The organism is Shewanella sp. MF05913 (assembly GCF_059758095.1).
The window spans coordinates 45,717-63,599 of sequence record NZ_JCAYNT010000007.1; the positions used below are offsets into that span (position 1 = coordinate 45,717).

At 41.0% G+C, this 17,883-nt stretch carries 13 protein-coding genes; 7 read left to right on the forward strand and 6 right to left on the reverse strand.

Annotation, left to right across the window (positions count from 1 at the left end):
- Nucleotides 1–98: 98 nt before the first annotated feature.
- Nucleotides 99–1,535: an alanine/glycine:cation symporter family protein gene (locus AC19MV_RS10645; RefSeq protein WP_498307608.1), complete on the reverse strand. Its 1,437-nt coding sequence runs from the start codon at nucleotides 1,533–1,535 to the stop codon at nucleotides 99–101.
- A 521-nt stretch (nucleotides 1,536–2,056) separates the two neighbouring features.
- Between AC19MV_RS10645 and AC19MV_RS10650 the strand changes: the two genes are divergently transcribed.
- From AC19MV_RS10650 to AC19MV_RS10670, 5 genes are all read left to right on the forward strand, one after another.
- The gene (locus tag AC19MV_RS10650; protein WP_432399283.1) at nucleotides 2,057–4,423 is read left to right on the forward strand and encodes a phosphoketolase family protein; all 2,367 of its coding nucleotides are present in this window, start codon (nucleotides 2,057–2,059) and stop codon (nucleotides 4,421–4,423) included.
- Nucleotides 4,424–4,820: 397 nt separating this feature from the next.
- On the forward strand, nucleotides 4,821–5,933 hold the full coding sequence (locus AC19MV_RS10655; RefSeq protein ID WP_432399284.1) for an OmpA family protein: 1,113 nt from the start codon (nucleotides 4,821–4,823) through the stop codon (nucleotides 5,931–5,933).
- A 295-nt stretch (nucleotides 5,934–6,228) separates the two neighbouring features.
- Entirely contained in the window at nucleotides 6,229–7,182 is a 954-nt protein-coding gene (tal, locus tag AC19MV_RS10660) for a transaldolase (RefSeq protein ID WP_498307489.1), read from the forward strand.
- 15 nt (nucleotides 7,183–7,197) lie between these two features.
- On the forward strand, nucleotides 7,198–8,835 hold the full coding sequence (pgi, locus tag AC19MV_RS10665) for a glucose-6-phosphate isomerase (protein WP_498307491.1): 1,638 nt from the start codon (nucleotides 7,198–7,200) through the stop codon (nucleotides 8,833–8,835).
- Between the two features lie 451 nt (nucleotides 8,836–9,286).
- Nucleotides 9,287–9,472: a DUF3545 family protein gene (locus AC19MV_RS10670; RefSeq protein WP_160053078.1), complete on the forward strand. Its 186-nt coding sequence runs from the start codon at nucleotides 9,287–9,289 to the stop codon at nucleotides 9,470–9,472.
- 94 nt (nucleotides 9,473–9,566) lie between these two features.
- On the opposite strand, the gene AC19MV_RS10675 is transcribed toward AC19MV_RS10670, so the two are convergent.
- The 4 genes from AC19MV_RS10675 to thrA all read right to left on the reverse strand — a co-directional run bounded on the left by AC19MV_RS10675 (nucleotide 9,567) and on the right by thrA (nucleotide 15,353).
- The gene (locus AC19MV_RS10675; protein WP_432399287.1) at nucleotides 9,567–10,112 is read right to left on the reverse strand and encodes a hemerythrin domain-containing protein; all 546 of its coding nucleotides are present in this window, start codon (nucleotides 10,110–10,112) and stop codon (nucleotides 9,567–9,569) included.
- A 487-nt stretch (nucleotides 10,113–10,599) separates the two neighbouring features.
- Nucleotides 10,600–11,883 carry a threonine synthase gene (gene thrC, locus AC19MV_RS10680; RefSeq protein ID WP_498307493.1) on the reverse strand — a complete coding sequence of 428 codons (1,284 nt, stop codon included), beginning with the start codon at nucleotides 11,881–11,883 and terminating at the stop codon, nucleotides 10,600–10,602.
- Between the two features lie 45 nt (nucleotides 11,884–11,928).
- The gene (gene thrB / locus AC19MV_RS10685) at nucleotides 11,929–12,888 is read right to left on the reverse strand and encodes a homoserine kinase (RefSeq protein WP_498307495.1); all 960 of its coding nucleotides are present in this window, start codon (nucleotides 12,886–12,888) and stop codon (nucleotides 11,929–11,931) included.
- Nucleotides 12,885–15,353 (reverse strand): bifunctional aspartate kinase/homoserine dehydrogenase I, encoded by a 2,469-nt coding sequence (thrA, locus tag AC19MV_RS10690; RefSeq protein WP_498307497.1) that lies wholly within the window; start codon nucleotides 15,351–15,353, stop codon nucleotides 12,885–12,887. Before thrA ends, thrB begins: the two co-directional genes overlap by 4 nt.
- A gap of 714 nt (nucleotides 15,354–16,067) precedes the next feature.
- On the opposite strand from thrA, the gene slyD reads away from it, so the two are divergent.
- Nucleotides 16,068–16,634: a peptidylprolyl isomerase gene (slyD, locus tag AC19MV_RS10695; protein ID WP_432399291.1), complete on the forward strand. Its 567-nt coding sequence runs from the start codon at nucleotides 16,068–16,070 to the stop codon at nucleotides 16,632–16,634.
- Nucleotides 16,635–17,066: 432 nt separating this feature from the next.
- A complete protein-coding gene (locus AC19MV_RS10700) occupies nucleotides 17,067–17,444 on the forward strand; it encodes a hypothetical protein (RefSeq protein ID WP_432399292.1) in 378 nt (125 codons plus the stop codon).
- Between the two features lie 28 nt (nucleotides 17,445–17,472).
- Here AC19MV_RS10700 and trpR read toward each other — a convergent pair whose 3' ends face one another.
- A complete protein-coding gene (trpR, locus tag AC19MV_RS10705; protein WP_498297210.1) occupies nucleotides 17,473–17,751 on the reverse strand; it encodes a trp operon repressor in 279 nt (92 codons plus the stop codon).
- Between the last annotated feature and the right edge of the window lie 132 nt (nucleotides 17,752–17,883).

Genomic DNA, 17,883 nt, shown 5'->3' on the forward strand with positions numbered 1-17,883 from the left:
TGCACTCCAAATAAAATCATGGCTTTATGATACTGAACTGACATAAAAAAACCATGCCGAAGTAGCATGGTTTTTTCGATTACCTTAATAGGTAAATATTATTTTTTAACCGCGTCAGCAGAACTCGGCCAAATTTTTTCTTCTAACTGATCGGCTAATTCAGGGAATTTACTGGTATCAAACTTAGGGTCAATGCCTGCATCGATTTGCTCACGATAATCATTAATCACTCTTACCGCTAAACCAGATAACAAAACTAATGCCACTAAATTAACTATCGCCATCAAGCCCATTGAGACATCCGCTAAATCCCAGACTAAACTAATTTTTGCCATAGAACCGAACATCACCATGGCCAAAACCACTAAACGGAACACAGGTAAGGCTTTTTTGCTGTTACCAGACAAAAACATTACGTTAGTTTCAGCGTATGAGTAATTAGCAATAATCGATGTGAAACAAAACAACAAAATAGCAAAAGCAATAAATGCCCCACCCCAATCGCCAACATGGCTTGTTAATGCACTAATGGTTTTGGCAATACCGTCAGAACCTGCGGCGGAATCACCAGAAAGTAAAATAATTGCCGCGGTAGCGGTACAAATCACGATAGTGTCTACAAACACCCCCATCATTTGCACAAAACCTTGTGAAGCTGGGTGATTAGGATTTGGCGAAGCACTTGCGGCAACGTTTGCCGCACTGCCCATGCCCGCCTCATTTGAGAACAGGCCACGTGCAATACCGGCTTGCATTGCTTGAGCAACACTATAGGCAATACCACCAGCAGCGGCTTCTTGCCAACCAAATGCACTGTTTATCACGAGCATAAATACATCTGGCAGTTTTTCAATATTCATCGCAACGACGACGAAAGCGATAGCAATATATGCAATTGCCATCACGGGTACGATTAACTCAGAGGCTTTAGCGACTTTCTTTAACCCACCAACAATCACAAATGCACTGCATATCACAATGCCGATACCAACATAGATGGGTTCGAACCCAAATACTTGAGTCATCGCACCGGTAATGGTATTGGCTTGTACGGCATTAAACACTAAACCAAATGCCAAGATTAAGAAGAACGAGAACAACACCCCCATCCAACGTTGTCCTAAGCCTTTTTCCATATAATAAGCAGGACCGCCACGATATTGGCCGTCGCCATCTTTAACTTTATAAACCTGTGCCAGTGTTGACTCAATCATAGCCGTAGCCATACCCAAGACGGCAATAGCCCACATCCAAAATACTGCGCCTGGACCTGCGGTGCCAATGGCAACCGCAACACCGGCCATATTACCGGCACCGACACGTGCAGCCATGCTGGTACAGAAAACCTGAAATGATGACAGCCCGTGCTTACCTGGGCGACGGCTTATGGCCAACACTTTGATACCATGAACAAAATGGGTTATCTGTATAAAGCCCAGGCGAATAGTAAAAAACAGACCTGCACCCACCAGCCCATAAACTAACAATTTGCCCCAAAGCAAACTGTTCATGAAATTAACAATCGTTTCTAACATTGCCATATTGTTTTATCTTCCCCGTTATAAGGTTATTTTTTATTTCAGGTTTAGACCCGAATATTAATCTCGTCATAAACAGACTGAGCACGTCATTGTGCAAACTGTTTTGCGTTAAACGTTTTACCGTATAAAAATATCAACATTAATTAGTCATTATAAAAGCTAAAGGATGCATATTCATAGGGATTGTTTTGTGAGGTCCTTGAATGCTAAAAGCATGTTACCTACCAGATATTTTACTTAAGTAAATGACACGTTCAGATAACACAAATAAAACAAAAGACCGCAAGTGATCCCTGTCACACTTTATCATTTCTGTTATTAATGCTCTATTCATAAAGCGTCGATAAATCGTTACTAAATTTCAAGCAGTTAGCCCGGTAATGGTTAAAAGTGCGATCTAACATCAAATTCATTACTCAAAAGTTAGATAAAGGCCACATTATTGTAACTAAATTACGAATAAAGTGTTCTCCAAGAAAGTTAATTAAATATTTTCACTTTTAATCGAGGTCACTATGACTAACTCAAATGAGATCACAGCACTAAAAAAATATGTAAGAGCAACTAACTTCCTTGCTACTTCACAAATTTATCTAAAGCAAAACGTACTTTACAAACGTTCTTTACAGCATACAGACATTAAACCTCGCCTTCTTGGGCACTGGGGTACATGTCCTGGTATCAACTTTGTCTACGCTAACGTTAACCGCCTTATTGTTAAACATAATCGTGAATTCATTTACCTTGTTGGTCCTGGCCATGGCTTCCCTGCTGTTCAAGCAAACTTATTTATGGAAGGTTCTTTAAGCCATTTTTATCCAGATACGATCCCGTTTACAGAAACAGGCATCGAAGATATCTGTAAAAAATTCTCAGCGGCATATGGTTACCCATCACACGCTAATCCAGAAGCCCCTGGACAAATCCTTGAAGGTGGTGAACTAGGTTATTCATTGTCTGTCGCTTGGGGTTCTGTACTCGATAACCCTAACCTTATCGCAGCCTGTTTAATTGGTGATGGCGAAGCAGAAACTGGCCCACTCGCGGCATCTTGGTATGCAAACCGTTTAGTCTCTCCTGAGCATAACGGCGCAGTTCTACCTATCGTTCATATCAACGGCTACAAAATTTCAGGTCCTACTCGTATGGGTCGTATGAGCCATGAAGAACTTGATTTAGAATTCCGTGGTCTTGGTTACCACCCAATCATTGTTGACGATGAACTAGAAGCCGACATCTATGAACAGATGATCGCTGCGATGGATTTATCTTATGACATGATTACCGATATTCAACGTCGTGCTCGTTCTGGCGAAGATGTTGTTAAGCCACGCTGGCCTGTTATCTTAATGAGAACTGCGAAAGGTTGGACCGGTACTTCTGAATATGCAGGTAAAAAGCTTGAAGGCAACTGCGAATCTCACCAAGTTATCGTCAATAACTGTGCAACCGACAAAGGTCATTTAGACGCGCTTGATCAATGGTTAGCAAGCTATAAGTTTGATGAACTAGTGCAAACTACCGCTGATGGCGAATTAGTATTTGATAAAGACATTTTATCATTAGTACCGCCAAAAGACTTATGCTGTGGCCGTCAACGTCTAAGCTACGGTGGTGAAGTGGTGCGTGCACTCGCTAACCCTGATTTAACTAAATTAGGTTATGGTGCTGAAACGCCACGTGGTCAACGTGGTTTCTCAATGTTAAAAATGGGTCAATGGATGCGTGATGCATTCAAACTAAACCGCGATCAACGCAACTTACGTATCTTCAGCCCTGACGAAACTTACTCAAACCAGTTACAAGCTGTATTTGAAGAAACAGACCGCGCTTGGCAGTGGCCAATTGAGAGCTGGGATGAAGATATGTCTCGCGACGGTCGTGTCATTGAGTTGCTATCTGAAAACTTACTTTTTGGTATGCTACACGGATACACAGTAACAGGCCGTCACGGTATGTTCCCAACTTATGAGGCGTTCTCTCAAGTTGTATCTTCAATGGCTGATCAATACTGTAAGTATGTGCATGCTAGCCAAGACATCCATTTTCGTAAGCCAATTCCAGCCTGTAACGTGGTACTGTCTTCGTTACTAGAACGTCAAGATCACAACGGTTATTCTCACCAAAATCCGTCTTTCCTAGGCGCTATGCTTGAGAAGCACCCAAACATTATCTCTGCTTATTTACCAGCAGATGCTAACAGCACCTTAGTTTATACCGAAAAAGCGTATGCCGATCGTGATAAATTGAACATCATTGTTGCGGGTAAAAAGTCACTACCACAATGGTTGTCACTTGATGAAGCCCGTAAGCAAGCGAAAGACGGCATGATGGTGTGGGATTTTGCATCTGATAATAATCCTGATGTTGTTTTAGCAGGCTGCGGTGATTACGCGACTCAAGAATGTATGGCTTCATTGGTACTCATTCGTGAAATATTACCACGTGTACGTATCCGTTTCGTCAGTGTATCAGAGCTACACAGCAGTGGTTTAGGCAGCCTTGAGTTCCAAAGCAAACCTTGGATGATGGATGAAGTATTCACTGAAGATAAAGGCGTTGTCTTTAACTACCATGGATATCCAAATACCATCAAAAAGTTAGTATTTGACTATAAAGGTAACCGTCGTTTCCGCATTAAAGGTTATGAAGAAGAAGGTTCAACAACAACACCATTTGATATGGGTGTACGTAACGGAACATCTCGCTACCACTTAGTTATCGATATGGCGTACAAATTGTTCCAGCAAGGCGTAATTGATGAATCACAACATGTGACCATCACTACCGACATGTTGCAACGTCTGGTTGACCATAAGAACTACATTAAAGCTAACGGTGTAGATCCTGAAGAAATTGAAAACTGGGTTTGGACGCGTTAATTTGAGTCTTTATTACTAATAAAAATACGCCTTAATGGCGTATTTTTTTTTACAAATACCAAAGATATCGATAAATTAAGGTGTCTTTGAGTAACTTATTAAAAATAAAGACGATATTTACAATTATTTTTCAATCACCCGAGATTCTAAACAATCATCGTTACCAATTGTTTTTATTTGGTTTTTCGTTTCAACATCATCATTTCAACTGTGGTTTTTAATTCACCATTACAAAATATTAATCCTTTTTACTATGGAAAAACATCTAATTACAGCCCATAATTGCGCCGCTGACTATATTACAAAGAATCACCACGCTAAGTGTCAGTAATGCATGACCCTAACAACTCCGTTACATGCATGTATGGTGGAGTAAAATAACAATGGACTAAAAAATATGATGAAGAACACATTAAAAGTAGTATTACTCACCTCTATGTTACCTTTCGCAGCTTCTGCAGCTGAAGGCCTAACGCCTTGGTATGTTGGTGGTGGTTTAGGTATTAACGATTATCAACAAAATTGCGACAACGCACTAACATGTGGTGACGATGACCCATATGCTTGGGATGTGTTTGGTGGTTACTTATTTAATGAATATATCGGTATTGAATTAGGTTACCGTGATTTAGGTAACGCTGATTGGACTGGTAATGATAACCGCAAATATGATGTTGGCGCTTCAGGTGTTAGCGTTGGTATCGTAGGTTTTCATCCTATAGCTGACAAATGGAGCCTTTCATCAGAAGTAGGTACCTACAGCTATATCCTAGAAAACGACCAGAAATTTAACGGCGTGAATTTAAGCGACTCTGGAATTGCTTTATTCCTTGGCGCTGGTGTTGGTTATAACTTTACTGACAATCTTAAGCTTCAAGCAAAATACCGTCGTTATGAAAACATGGACGCTAAGGTATTAAACAATTTACAAATGGACAGTAACTACTGGGGATTAGCATTAAGCTATCGCTTTGGTACTGCTGCTGCAGCTCCTGTTGCCGCGGCTCCTGTTGTAGCTGCTGTTGTTGCCGCTCCTGGCGATGCTGACAAAGACGGTGTAACAAACAACATCGACAAGTGTCCAGACACACCAATGACTCATAAAGTTGATGCTACTGGTTGTACTGTTTACGAAAACGTTACTACTAAGTATGACTTAGGTGGCATTTTATTTGCTAATGATTCAGCTGAAATCCGTGCAGGTTCATTTGCTGATTTAGAAAAACTAGCAGACCACTTAACTAAATACCCACAGCACACTGTATCTATCGAAGGCCACGCGTCTAACGTAGGTAAAGCTGCTTACAACATGAAGCTTTCAGAGCGTCGTGCAGTAGCCGTTGCAAACTCATTAAATACTAAGTACGGTATCAACAGTACTCGTATCAGCTCTATGGGTTATGGCGTAACTAAACCAGTTATGCAAGGTAGCTCAGCTGAAGCTAACCGTGTTAACCGTCGCATCGAAGCGATTGTTACTGGTACTGAAAAACGTCCAGTAATGCGTTAATAGTTACAATATTACGCTACACTTTAAAGGTCGCTGCTTGCAGCGGCTTTTTTATTTTCAGAACAACCTAAATTTCGTAAAACAGTGATATCCACTGACGTTGCAGTGATTGAGTTGCAAGCCCCTTTCTATTTGGTTAACCAATTCTGTCTATTTAGCAACAATATCAGCCGAAATCGAGCGAAAAACAGGGGTTATTTCGTAATTTTTTTACAAATTAAGTTGGAATAATCCTTAAAATCGCTTCTAATAAAGATATAGTTCTATATTAATTGCTTACCGAGAGGAAATTTTCATGGCTAACACACTCGCGCAACTCAAATCATTCACTACCATCGTTGCTGATACCGGCGACATAGAAGCAATAAAGCGTTATCAGCCTGAAGATGCGACCACCAACCCATCATTAATCTTAAAAGCATCTCAAATTCCAGAATATGCACCGCTTATTGATGATGCCATTGCATGGTCTAAAACACAGAGCAGCAATATCGCTCAACAAATTGAAGATGCCGGTGATAAGCTCGCGGTAAATATCGGTGTTGAAATTTTAAAAATAGTACCAGGCCGTATTTCTACAGAAGTTGATGCTCGTCTGTCTTTTGATAAACAACGTTCAATTGATAAAGCGCATAAGCTAATCAAGCTTTACAAAGAAGCGGGTATCGACAAATCTCGCATTTTAATTAAGTTGGCTTCAACTTGGGAAGGCATTTGCGCAGCAAAAGAGCTAGAACAAGAAGGTATTAACTGTAACTTAACCTTACTATTTAGCTTTGCCCAAGCAAGAGCCTGTGCTGAAGCCGGTGTTTATCTTATTTCTCCTTTTGTTGGCCGTATTTTAGATTGGTATAAGAAAGACACTGGTCAAGATTACACCGCTCAAACCGACCCTGGTGTTGTTTCTGTGACAGAAATCTATGACTACTACAAGCAACACGGTTACAACACAGTTGTGATGGGTGCAAGCTTTAGAAACATCGGTGAAATTATTGAGCTGGCTGGTTGTGATCGCTTAACCATTGGCCCTGCACTTTTAGAAGAATTGGCAAACAGTGATGTAACGATTAGCCGCAAGCTTGTTGCTACAACATCAACCGTTGCAGCACCAACAGCATTAACTGAAGAACAGTTCCGCTGGGCATTTAACGAAGATCCAATGGCCGTTGATAAATTGGCCGAAGGTATTCGTAACTTTGCTATCGACCAAGGCAAACTAGAAGTGATGTTAAAAACCAAATTAAGCTAGTTGGAGATTTTACTCGTGACAAAACTCACTCAAAGTACGACGTGGAAAGCATTACAGGCTCATACAAGCCAGTTGCCCCATATGCGTGAACTCTTTGCTCAAAACCCACAACGTTTCGAGCAAATGAGTGTTAAAGCATGTGGACTATTTTTAGATTATTCTAAAAACCGTATCAACGATGACACACTTGAGCTACTTTTTTCACTGGCGAATGAAGCAAACTTAAGCGAAAAAATTACCGCGATGTTTAAAGGCGACGTGATTAACAATACTGAGCAGCGCTCAGTATTGCACACTGCTCTTAGAAGCAAAGCTGATCAAAAAATCATAGCTGAAGGCGCTGATATCGTACCCGAAGTACAACAAACCTTGAGTAAGATGGCTGGATTTGTTGAATCAGTGCAATCTGGTCAATGGAAAGGCTATACCGGCAAATCAATTACTGACATTGTGAGTATTGGCATTGGCGGATCATTTCTTGGGCCGAAGATAGTCTCTCAAGCACTAAGACCATATTGGCAAGCGGGGCTTAATTGCCACTTTGTTGCCAACGTTGATGCATCATCCATTTGTGAGAAGCTTAAAGGTTTAAATGCCGAAACCACGTTATTTGTTATGTCATCTAAGTCATTTGGCACTCAAGAGACGCTAACAAATACATTAAGCGCAAAAGAGTGGTTTTTAGCACAAGGTGCAACGCAGCAAGATATTGCTCAACACTTTGTAGCGGTTACATCTAACGTAGCTAAAGCGACTGATTTCGGTATGGATGCAAACAACATTTTCCCAATGTGGGATTGGGTTGGTGGCCGTTACTCATTATGGTCTGCAATTGGTTTGCCTATTGCGTTACTTGTCGGCATGGATAACTTCAAAGCCTTGCTCGACGGTGCTCACCAAATGGATGAACACTTTGCATCGGCTCCGTTAGCACAAAATATGCCTGTCATCATGGCGATGTTATCTGTGCTATATGGCAATTTCCATGGTGCTCAATCACATGTGATTTTAACCTATGACCATTATTTACGTGGTTTGCCCGCCTACTTCCAACAGCTAGATATGGAAAGTAACGGTAAGTCTGTCACTCTTGATGGTAGCGATGTAGATTACAGTACTGGTCCTGTTATTTGGGGCGGCGAAGGAACCAATGGTCAACACGCCTATCACCAGTTGCTACACCAAGGTACGGCATTAATTCCTGCCGACTTTATAATGCCACTGCAAAGCCATAATCCTTTGGGCGAGCATCATGATCAACTTGCATCAAACTGCTTTGGTCAAACCCAAGCATTAATGCAAGGGCGTACTTACGGTGAAGCATTATCTGAGCTAGGTAGCAGTAAGCTTGATGATCAAGAAAAAGCGCTTATCGCGAAACATAAAGTCATGTCCGGCAATAAGCCAAGCAATACCTTATTGATGGACAAGCTAACCCCTACAACGTTAGGTGCGTTAATTGCGCTATACGAACACCGTACATTCGTACAAGGTGCAATATGGCAAATAAACTCATTTGATCAATGGGGTGTTGAGCTCGGTAAACAGCTAGGCAATGATGTACTCGAGCGAATTGGTGCTAAGCAAGATGCAACAGAGTTAGACGCATCAAGTAATGCATTAGTGAATATTTATCGTCAAGGTAAACTTTAACTCGCAGGTTTGCTCCTATTTGTACCGTGAATGAATAATGCCGCTCACTTAACCTGAGCGGCATTTTTATTAGCTTGCACGAACTCCCCTCCTTAACTTCAACTACAAAAAATCTCTAAAATCAGCCAACCTCATGACATCCAATAAACTGTAAGCAAGGCATAAGTAAAAACAAACCGAATAAGGTGTTGTTTAAACCTCAATGTTATAACTGTTCAGATAACGTATTTCAGCGCATCGAAATAACGACAAAAACTCATCTTCAAGTGATTATTTTAATTAACGAAAATCGAATATAACTAGGTAAAACCTGTGTTTTATTGTTGTATATAGTCGATATTCACTAAAACGTGATGTTTTGGTAACGTAAATGCAACACAAGTGTTGCACCCTATAGTTGAAATATGATACTTATTTGTGCAGAGACATCATAATAACAAGGGAGGTTACCATGGATCGATTAGACTATGGTGGTGCGCTAGACGAAGTTGTTGAAAGACCAAGCCGCTCAAAAAGCTCGTCCAAGAAACGTAAATGGCGTGAAATTGAAGCCATTAAAGACAAACAACGTTTACTCAAGGAATTGCAAGATATCGATGATTCATTCGATTTCGATGTTAGTACATTAGTTCTCTAATGATCCAAATGCACAATCTTTGATTGTCGCTAACATCACATAAAAAGAGCACATATTGCGCTCTTTTTGTTATTCTGACACCCGTCGCTTAGGGTTAAAAAGGCTTATCAACCCTGTCGATGTGAGCTCGCAGGTCCTCAAACATGGATTTATCATTATCATTAAAAAGCGGATCATCAACTAAACGCTGCTGACATAAGATTGCAACCCTGTCCCAATCGTTATCGTCTAACGTACTGACAAAAAGCGGAAAAACCTCCCGTTCCTCATATTCCATATGCAATTGCTGCAATTGGATATAATCCTTTAAGTCTTTTATCAGTTTTTCACGAGAAATAACCACATCAGACAAAATCATATTTAAACTGTAGATAAGCGATCCAGATGCTTCAGCCAATCGATGATGCTCGTTATATAATTGACCACAATTCGCTAAGCCAGCTTTATTGCTGTAATAATCAAAAATAATATCCTCTAGGGGATGGTGACTGTGTTCTGCATAACCTTGCATGTACTCAACAATATCCCTGACAAGATTGAAATTAACCCCATTCCCATCGGCTAATCGAGTCAATTTATCTGAAAGGATATTCAACAAAATGGCAATATGTTTATGATCGCGCATTAGACGTTGCAACATAACCTTCTCCAGTCATTTCGGTAATCAATACTCATGTATAAATAATAGCCAACATTCTCGTTTTTTCTAATCTACACTAGGATCTACAAAATGAGGTATGACCAAGATCATAATATTGGAATATAAAAAAACACCTAACACCAGTCATCCGAGTATTAATACCAATTCCACTAATTATCTGGTCATTCAGCGGGAGTTCTGTGTCTTCTAGGCAAGTAATAGCATTGTAGGCATAGTTGCTCTACGTCAAAATGCTATTAAGCAGTATAGAAGGCACAGAAACCCGCCTTGCAGGAGGCGCTCAGACTGTCCATTTCTTTGTTGCATTGTCTTAAAAGGGAATACCATTATTTCAACAATGCGCCTCAAACTGGACAGTCTGAGTGACTCTGATTGGTCACATAATTAATGGAAATGGTATAAATGTTTTATCATATTAGTATTGAGAAGATCTTGAGCGTAGTTCACTCCAAATAGTGTTGCTGGATTACGCTAGCACCTTAAACATATGTGCTTTAAGCACATCAAAATCCGCGGCAAACTCAGCTGATAAAATAGGCTTGTGTGCAACCGCAGCTAACTCTGGTGGTAAAGGTAAATTAATAGACAACTGTTTATCTACGACATCTTTAAACTTAGCAGGATGAGCTGTACCAAGAAATATTCCGCTTTCGTTACCTGTTAAGCCCAAAGTTAATGCATGTGCTGCAATCGCCGCATGAGGCTCAGAAAGATACCCAGCTTGATACAGTTGAGCTAACGCGGCAGCGGTATCTGTTTCAGACAATGCAATGCCCGTCACTAACGATAGCGGCCAACCCATTTGTTCACATATGGCTTCAACACGTGGCCAATTGCTCGGTTCAGATACATCCATCGCATTTGACATGGTTGCTACCGTTTTATGTGGCTGCCATGCTCCCTCTTGCAAATAACGAGGCACCGTATCATTACTATTGGTGGCAGCAATAAAACGTTTGATTGGCAATCCCATGGCTTTAGCAAACAAACCCGCCGTTAAATTACCAAAATTACCGCTGGGTACGGACAAAACAATCTCATCATTACCAGCTTTTTTGGCTTGTGCCACGGCTTCAAAGTAATAACAAATCTGGGCTAATAAACGGCTAATATTAATAGAGTTAGCCGAGTTTAATGCTAATCCGTCACGTACATCACTGTCGTCAAATGCTTGTTTTACTAGATGCTGACAGGCATCAAAGTCTGATTTCACCGCCACGGTGTGAATATTCTTACCTAGAGTGGTAAACATTTTTTCTTGGAGTTCACTGATTTTACCTTTTGGGTAAAGCACCATCACATTGACGTTATCTAAACCATAAAATGCGTCAGCAACTGCGGCACCAGTGTCACCCGAAGTAGCAGTGAGAATGGTTAGCTTTTTATTACCAGCAAGTAAATTGACACACTGAGCCATAAATCGAGCGCCAAAATCTTTAAATGCTAATGTTGGGCCGTGAAATAATTCTAAACAAGCACGCTTCTCGTCAACGTTGGTAAGCGGCACATCAAAAGTAAACGCATTATCAACAAGTTTATCAACGCTATCCTGACCTAATTCATCGGCCAACCAAGCACCCAATACTTTTTTGCTTCTTGCAGCAAAAGGCAATGCCAATAAGGCATCCATATCGGCTAAAACAGGGATCGATTTTGGAAAAAACAACCCTCTGTCTTTGCCTAATCCCAGTTGTACTGCTTCACTGAAATTTACTACCTGTGATGGGTGTTTTAAATTATATAATTCCATTACGACTGCCTTTTTCAATTTCAAATAAATAATATCTAGTTGCGGTTACACGCAGCGGGTACCTAATTGATCTAATTTACACACATGGGCAAAACCGCCAGCCTGTGAAATATAGTGTTGCATCAACCAGTCTTTGGCTTTTTCAGCCGTGGCTAAATCGTCTGTAACGCTAAACAACGTTGGGCCGCTTCCCGAAATACCGGTCGTTAACATACCTAAGTCAGCCAATGCCGCTCGAGCATCGGTATAACCTGGTATTGCCGCCGCACGATAAGGTTCTGCCAATACATCTTTAAGCATTTCAATTGCCAATTGTGCATCTTGCTGGTAACTCGCGTGTACAAAAGCACTTAAGTAGCGTCCAAAATCGATAGCGACCGATTTATCATATTTTGCAGGTAATAACTCACGCATTTTAGCGGTAGATAAAGAAATACCAGGATAAGCCACCACCCAATACCAATTGTCAAAGCTAGGAATAGTCGCGCAGGCTTTATTGCTTGAATTGAGCATTAATTGCATACCCCCCAAATAACAGGGGGCAACGTTATCGTAATGAACACTGCCGGAAATTTTACCTTCAAATTCACCCATTAACCCCAGTAAAGCTTGCTCACCAAATGGGTTGCCGAAATGTTCATTTAACGCATAAAGAGCTGCCACAACAGAGCTTGCACTAGAACCTAAACCACTGCCTACTGGGAGGTTTTTTTCTAAACAAATCGCCACACCATCTTTACGTTGCAGTTTATTCAAAAAGAACTCTGCACACTGATACACAATGTTATCTTTACCTTCGGGTGGTAATTTATGAGCCCATTCACCTGTTTGACTAAAGTGTACACCCGTGTCTGCAACACTGATCATCACTCTATCACCTAGGAGTGAACCATCAATTGGGGCTAATGCCGCGCCTAATAAATCAAATCCAACGCCTACATTTCCCATTGACGCTGGAGCATATACGATAAGCATTTCTTGACTGACCTTTACCGCTTGATTCATAGCCCAACCTCACGAGTCCAATTTAAGGTTCTGAGTACATCAGCAAATGCACCTGCGGCAGTTACCGCTGTACCTGCACCATAACCTCTTAGAACAAACGGAATTGGCTGATAATAGCGACTATAAAATGCCAGTGCATTTTCGCCGCCTTTAACACTGTATAAAGGATCGGTTGCATCAACCTCAACAATTCTTACATAACATTGGCCTTCATCAATTTGGCCAACATAACGCAATACTTTACCTTGGGCTTTAGCCGCATTCACGCGTGCAGATATTTCAGCATCTAAAGAAGGTAATTTAGCCATAAATTGGTTTACATCACCTGAGTCGTCAAATGTGGCAGGTAAAACAGATTCGATATTAATATCACTTAACTCAAGTGGTAAGCCGACCTCACGAGCAAGGATCAACACTTTACGAGCGACATCCATACCACTTAAATCATCACGAGGGTCGGGTTCAGTAAAGCACTTCTCACGCGCAATTGTTGTTGCTTCAGATAAACTCATACCCTCATCGAGCATACCGAATATATACGATAACGATCCCGAAAGAATGCCGTTAAATTTATGTAACTTATCGCCGGCATAAAGCAATTTTTTCAAATTATCGATAACCGGTAAACCTGCACCTACAGTCGTTTCATATAAAAATTGACGACGTTGGGTTAACGCTGTTTGGCGCAGAGCTTGATAATAAGCATAGTCACGAGTGTTAGATTTCTTATTAGGCGTTACCACATGAAAGCCGGCATTCATCACTTCAATATAACGGTCTGACACCAATTCACTTGACGTGCAATCAACCAATACTGGGTTCAATAGTTGCTGTTCTTGACCCCACTCAAGTAATTTGGCTAAGTCATAATCTTGGCCTTTTTCTACCAGTAATGTCTGCCAATCGTTGAGTTCTATACCTTCACTATTGAGTAGCATTTGGCGCGAATTGGCGATGCCACAGACTCGAATACTGATATGCTGTTCTTTCAACATGGCCGCTTGTTGCTTTATTTGGTCTAATAATCCAGCCCCAACATTGCCACTTCCCACTAAAAACACATCTACATATTGTTGAACATCAAAAAAGGCTTGATGACACGCACCAATGGCATGTTTGGTCTTTTTTTGCTGAATAACCGTTGAGATAGAGCGCTCAGATGAGCCTTGGGCAATCGCCACAATATTCACGCTGGCTTTAGCTAAGGCACTGAAAAACTTAGCCGCTACCCCTTTATGCGTTTTCATACCATCACCGATAAGTGACACTATCGACAAGTCTTGGCGCTGCTCGATGGGTTCGAGTAATTCATTTTTTATTTCAAGCTCAAACTCTTGCTCTAAAGCCCATTTCGCTTTGTTTGCATCATGAGTCGCCACACAAAAACTAATACTGTATTCCGACGAACTTTGAGTAATCAATGACACAGAGATACCACTACGAGAGATAGCGGCTAACGTACGGCTCGCCATTCCCACCATGCCTTTCATGCCTGGGCCTGATACGTTAAACATGGTTTGATTGTCTAGATTTGAAATGGCTTTAACTTGTAACCCTGTTTGGTCAGCCTCATTTGACACTAACGTGCCTGGAGCTGATGGATTGAAGCTATTTTTGATGTAACAAGGAATATGATACTGCGCAATGGGTGCGATTGTTTTTGGGTGCAATACTTTAGCGCCAAAATAAGACAGCTCCATCGCCTCTTGATAACTTAATTGCGATAACAGTTTTGCATCAGCGACGACACGAGGGTCGGTGTTATACACCCCATCAACGTCAGTCCAAATCTCACAACTTGACGCATCTAAACAAGCGGCGAGTACTGCGGCAGAATAGTCTGAACCGTTACGCCCTAACGTCACCACATTGCCGTGCGCATCTGCGGCAGTAAAGCCAGGCATCACCCATACACGATATTGATCTAACGGCAGGGCAGCAAAACGCGGCTTACTCACGCTAATATCAACAACCGACTCTAAAGGCTGACCATGTCCCAAAAACAGTGCAACAGGATCTAATTGCGCCGAAGTCAGCCCCTTAGCTAACATGACTTGTTCCATTAGCGCTGCAGACAAACGTTCACCCGTTACAACAATTTGGGCTCGAACACTGTCAGGGCATTCAGCCAATAACTTAACCCCATGCAGCTTGTCTTGCCAAACGAGCATTTGCGCCGCTAACTTAGCGACTAACATCTCGTACTGCGGTTTATTCAGTAACGACACTGACGCTTCGTTAAATAAACTGTTAAAAACCTGATTGATATGCTCTAAAACAGGTTGGTAATCTTGTTGGCTAACCGCGAGATCAACCATTTCGAGTAACGCATTTGTCACAGTTGCAGGAGCTGAAAGTACCGTAGCGACAGGCTCAGCAGATGAAGAATCTGCAATAATATCTGCTGCCATTGAAAAACGAGACCAATTCGCCAGCGACGTTCCGCCAAATTTCATTACCTTCATCTACTTCTCCCTGTCACCAAACAATGACGACATTAATTTAATATACTTGAATTAAAAACAAAAAAGCCCGCTTCTGTTGTGGGAAGCGGGCTTGTTGTACAAATCTTTTAGGGTGTAATCAGCCCGCCCCCACTATGGTAATAGTGGTGGTTGTAATGGTAGTAATTACAACGAGCATAAGGGTATACATCTGATAATCTCTTGTTTTCATTTAGCAACACACAATAGTAAGCTGCCGAATTAGCTGATACACATTGTGGTAACAGAATTGCTTTTTTTGCCCACAGTTGTCAACCCCTGCTTACAGTTTATTTCCAAGTTATTTTAACAAACGAGTTGATTTATATTATTTTTGAATTTCATAATTTAAAAATAGCGACATTGGAATAGCTAACCACTCATTGACACCCTGTTTACGTCAACGTAAATCGATGCATGAAAAAGGATAATCTATTATTTTTCAGTAGCATATACTGACACCTTGAAAATGTAATTATGTAGAAAAAACCTTACCTAACGAATATCAGCATAATGGACTTAAGCATCAGTTCTTAGATTGATTAAGCTGATTTATTTTCATCATTAACGTAAACATTTTAACAAGTCGCTTACAAAATTAAAAAAGCTGTGATTGGATAAGCAAAAACTGATGTTTGTCATCGCAGGCTGCTAATAAAGTACGGTATGATGCGCACATCACGAATTGGAGGCGATATGAAAATTTCAAAACATGCAGCGGTCACTATTCATTACCGTTTATCTGATGAGCAAGGCGAGTTAATTGAAAGTTCTTTTGATGGTGAACCAATGGTTTACTTGCAAGGTACAGACAACTTAATCCCAGGACTCGAATCAGTATTAGAAGGCAAAGAAGCCGGCGAAAAAATTGAAGCTGATATTCCTGCGGCTCAAGGTTACGGCGAATATCACCCAGGCCTAAAACAAGAAGTTCCAATTAGCGCATTTGGTGACGTTGAAGACATTATTCCAGGCATGCGCTTTATTGCAGAAACAGAGCTCGGACAACGTCCTGTGCAAGTGACTGAAGTGAAAGATGATGTGATTGTTGTAGATGGAAACCACCCACTTGCAGGTCAAGCATTACACTTTAGTGTAGAAGTGATTGCAGTACGTGAAGCAACGGCAGAAGAACTCGCTCACGGGCACGTTCATGCTGAAGGCGGCTGTGGTAGTCACGGACATGATCACGACCATGAACACGGCTCTTGTGGTTCTGAGAAACCGGGTTGTGATGGTAATGGTGGCTGCGGCTGTCACTAATAATGCTGAGATAAATCCTCTCTGCGTCATTAGAAAGTTTGAAAAAACATCAAGGCATTGTCTAAGTTCTAGGCAGTGCCTTTTTTTATACGTTATAATTAACACGTAAATAACATGAGCTAGGGATGCTAGGAATAATAAACTCATTTCAAACAATCCTTTGCTCAGCTAGAAGCGTTGAACCGACTTACGATAGGCTAGCTATTGCAACGGCAATTAACCTTATTAGCATAACCAATGACAAGCTTAAAAGTGAGATGGATTAACATGCTGATTTTTTAATAGCATAAGTGCATCCTTATATCCTGAGTCAAGGTTAAGTAACCACAATTAGTCAGACTTATCGCCACTACTGTAAAGGACAACAAAGTAGTGAAGATCCTCACTAATTGTCTATCCATATAAGAATTAATACATAGCGACGGAGTGCTTATGTTAATCAAACCCGTATACGAATTACTGCCTTACAGCTATATGATCGTTGGCACGGTAAGCCTATTTTTACTTGAGCCAAGCTACGCTTTAGTCGCTTCCATAGTGGTCTACTTATACGGTGCCCACGTTTATAACTTACGTTCAAAAAATCGTCGTACAGATCCCAAGCGAAAGCGTAAACCTGGGGCAGTTCCTGAAACCTTGTATGGTCTGATGCCTTTTATTTATGTTTTTTCAGCGCTCAGTCTTTACCGTTTCTATCCAAGAGATTCAAGCACATTATTTGCATTGTGCTTAGTCACCTACGGCGTTTATTTAATGATGAGACGTTCAAGCTACCGACACCATAAGTACCCTAAAAGCATCCGCCAGTAAGTGCTTAACACACTAAAGAGCCAATCTCTTAATCCAGAATTAACTTTCTGACTTTGGCTCGCTGGCTTGGCGACATATTCTTTAAATAATTTGAGCAACGTGTAATGGTGGCAATACTCACTTGATTTTCAGCGGCAATCTGTCGTTGGCTCATTTCTCCGGCAAGTAACGTTTGGAACACCTGTAAACGGCCAGACACAGCGCTTCTCTCCTCTTCTGTTAGCAATAATTGAAATAACACTGATAAGTCTTCATCATTTGCATGAGTTAATATTTTATCTACAACTAAATTCCAGTTGGCACGCATAATTTTTATTCTCTTTGTAGTAATGCCGAAACAGTACAAGTGTATCAATTAACTTGAGTACTTTGCAAAATACTGCCTTGATTACCTTTGATAAAACAAATCGCATTTTTGCAATAAAATTGTGTAGAATAA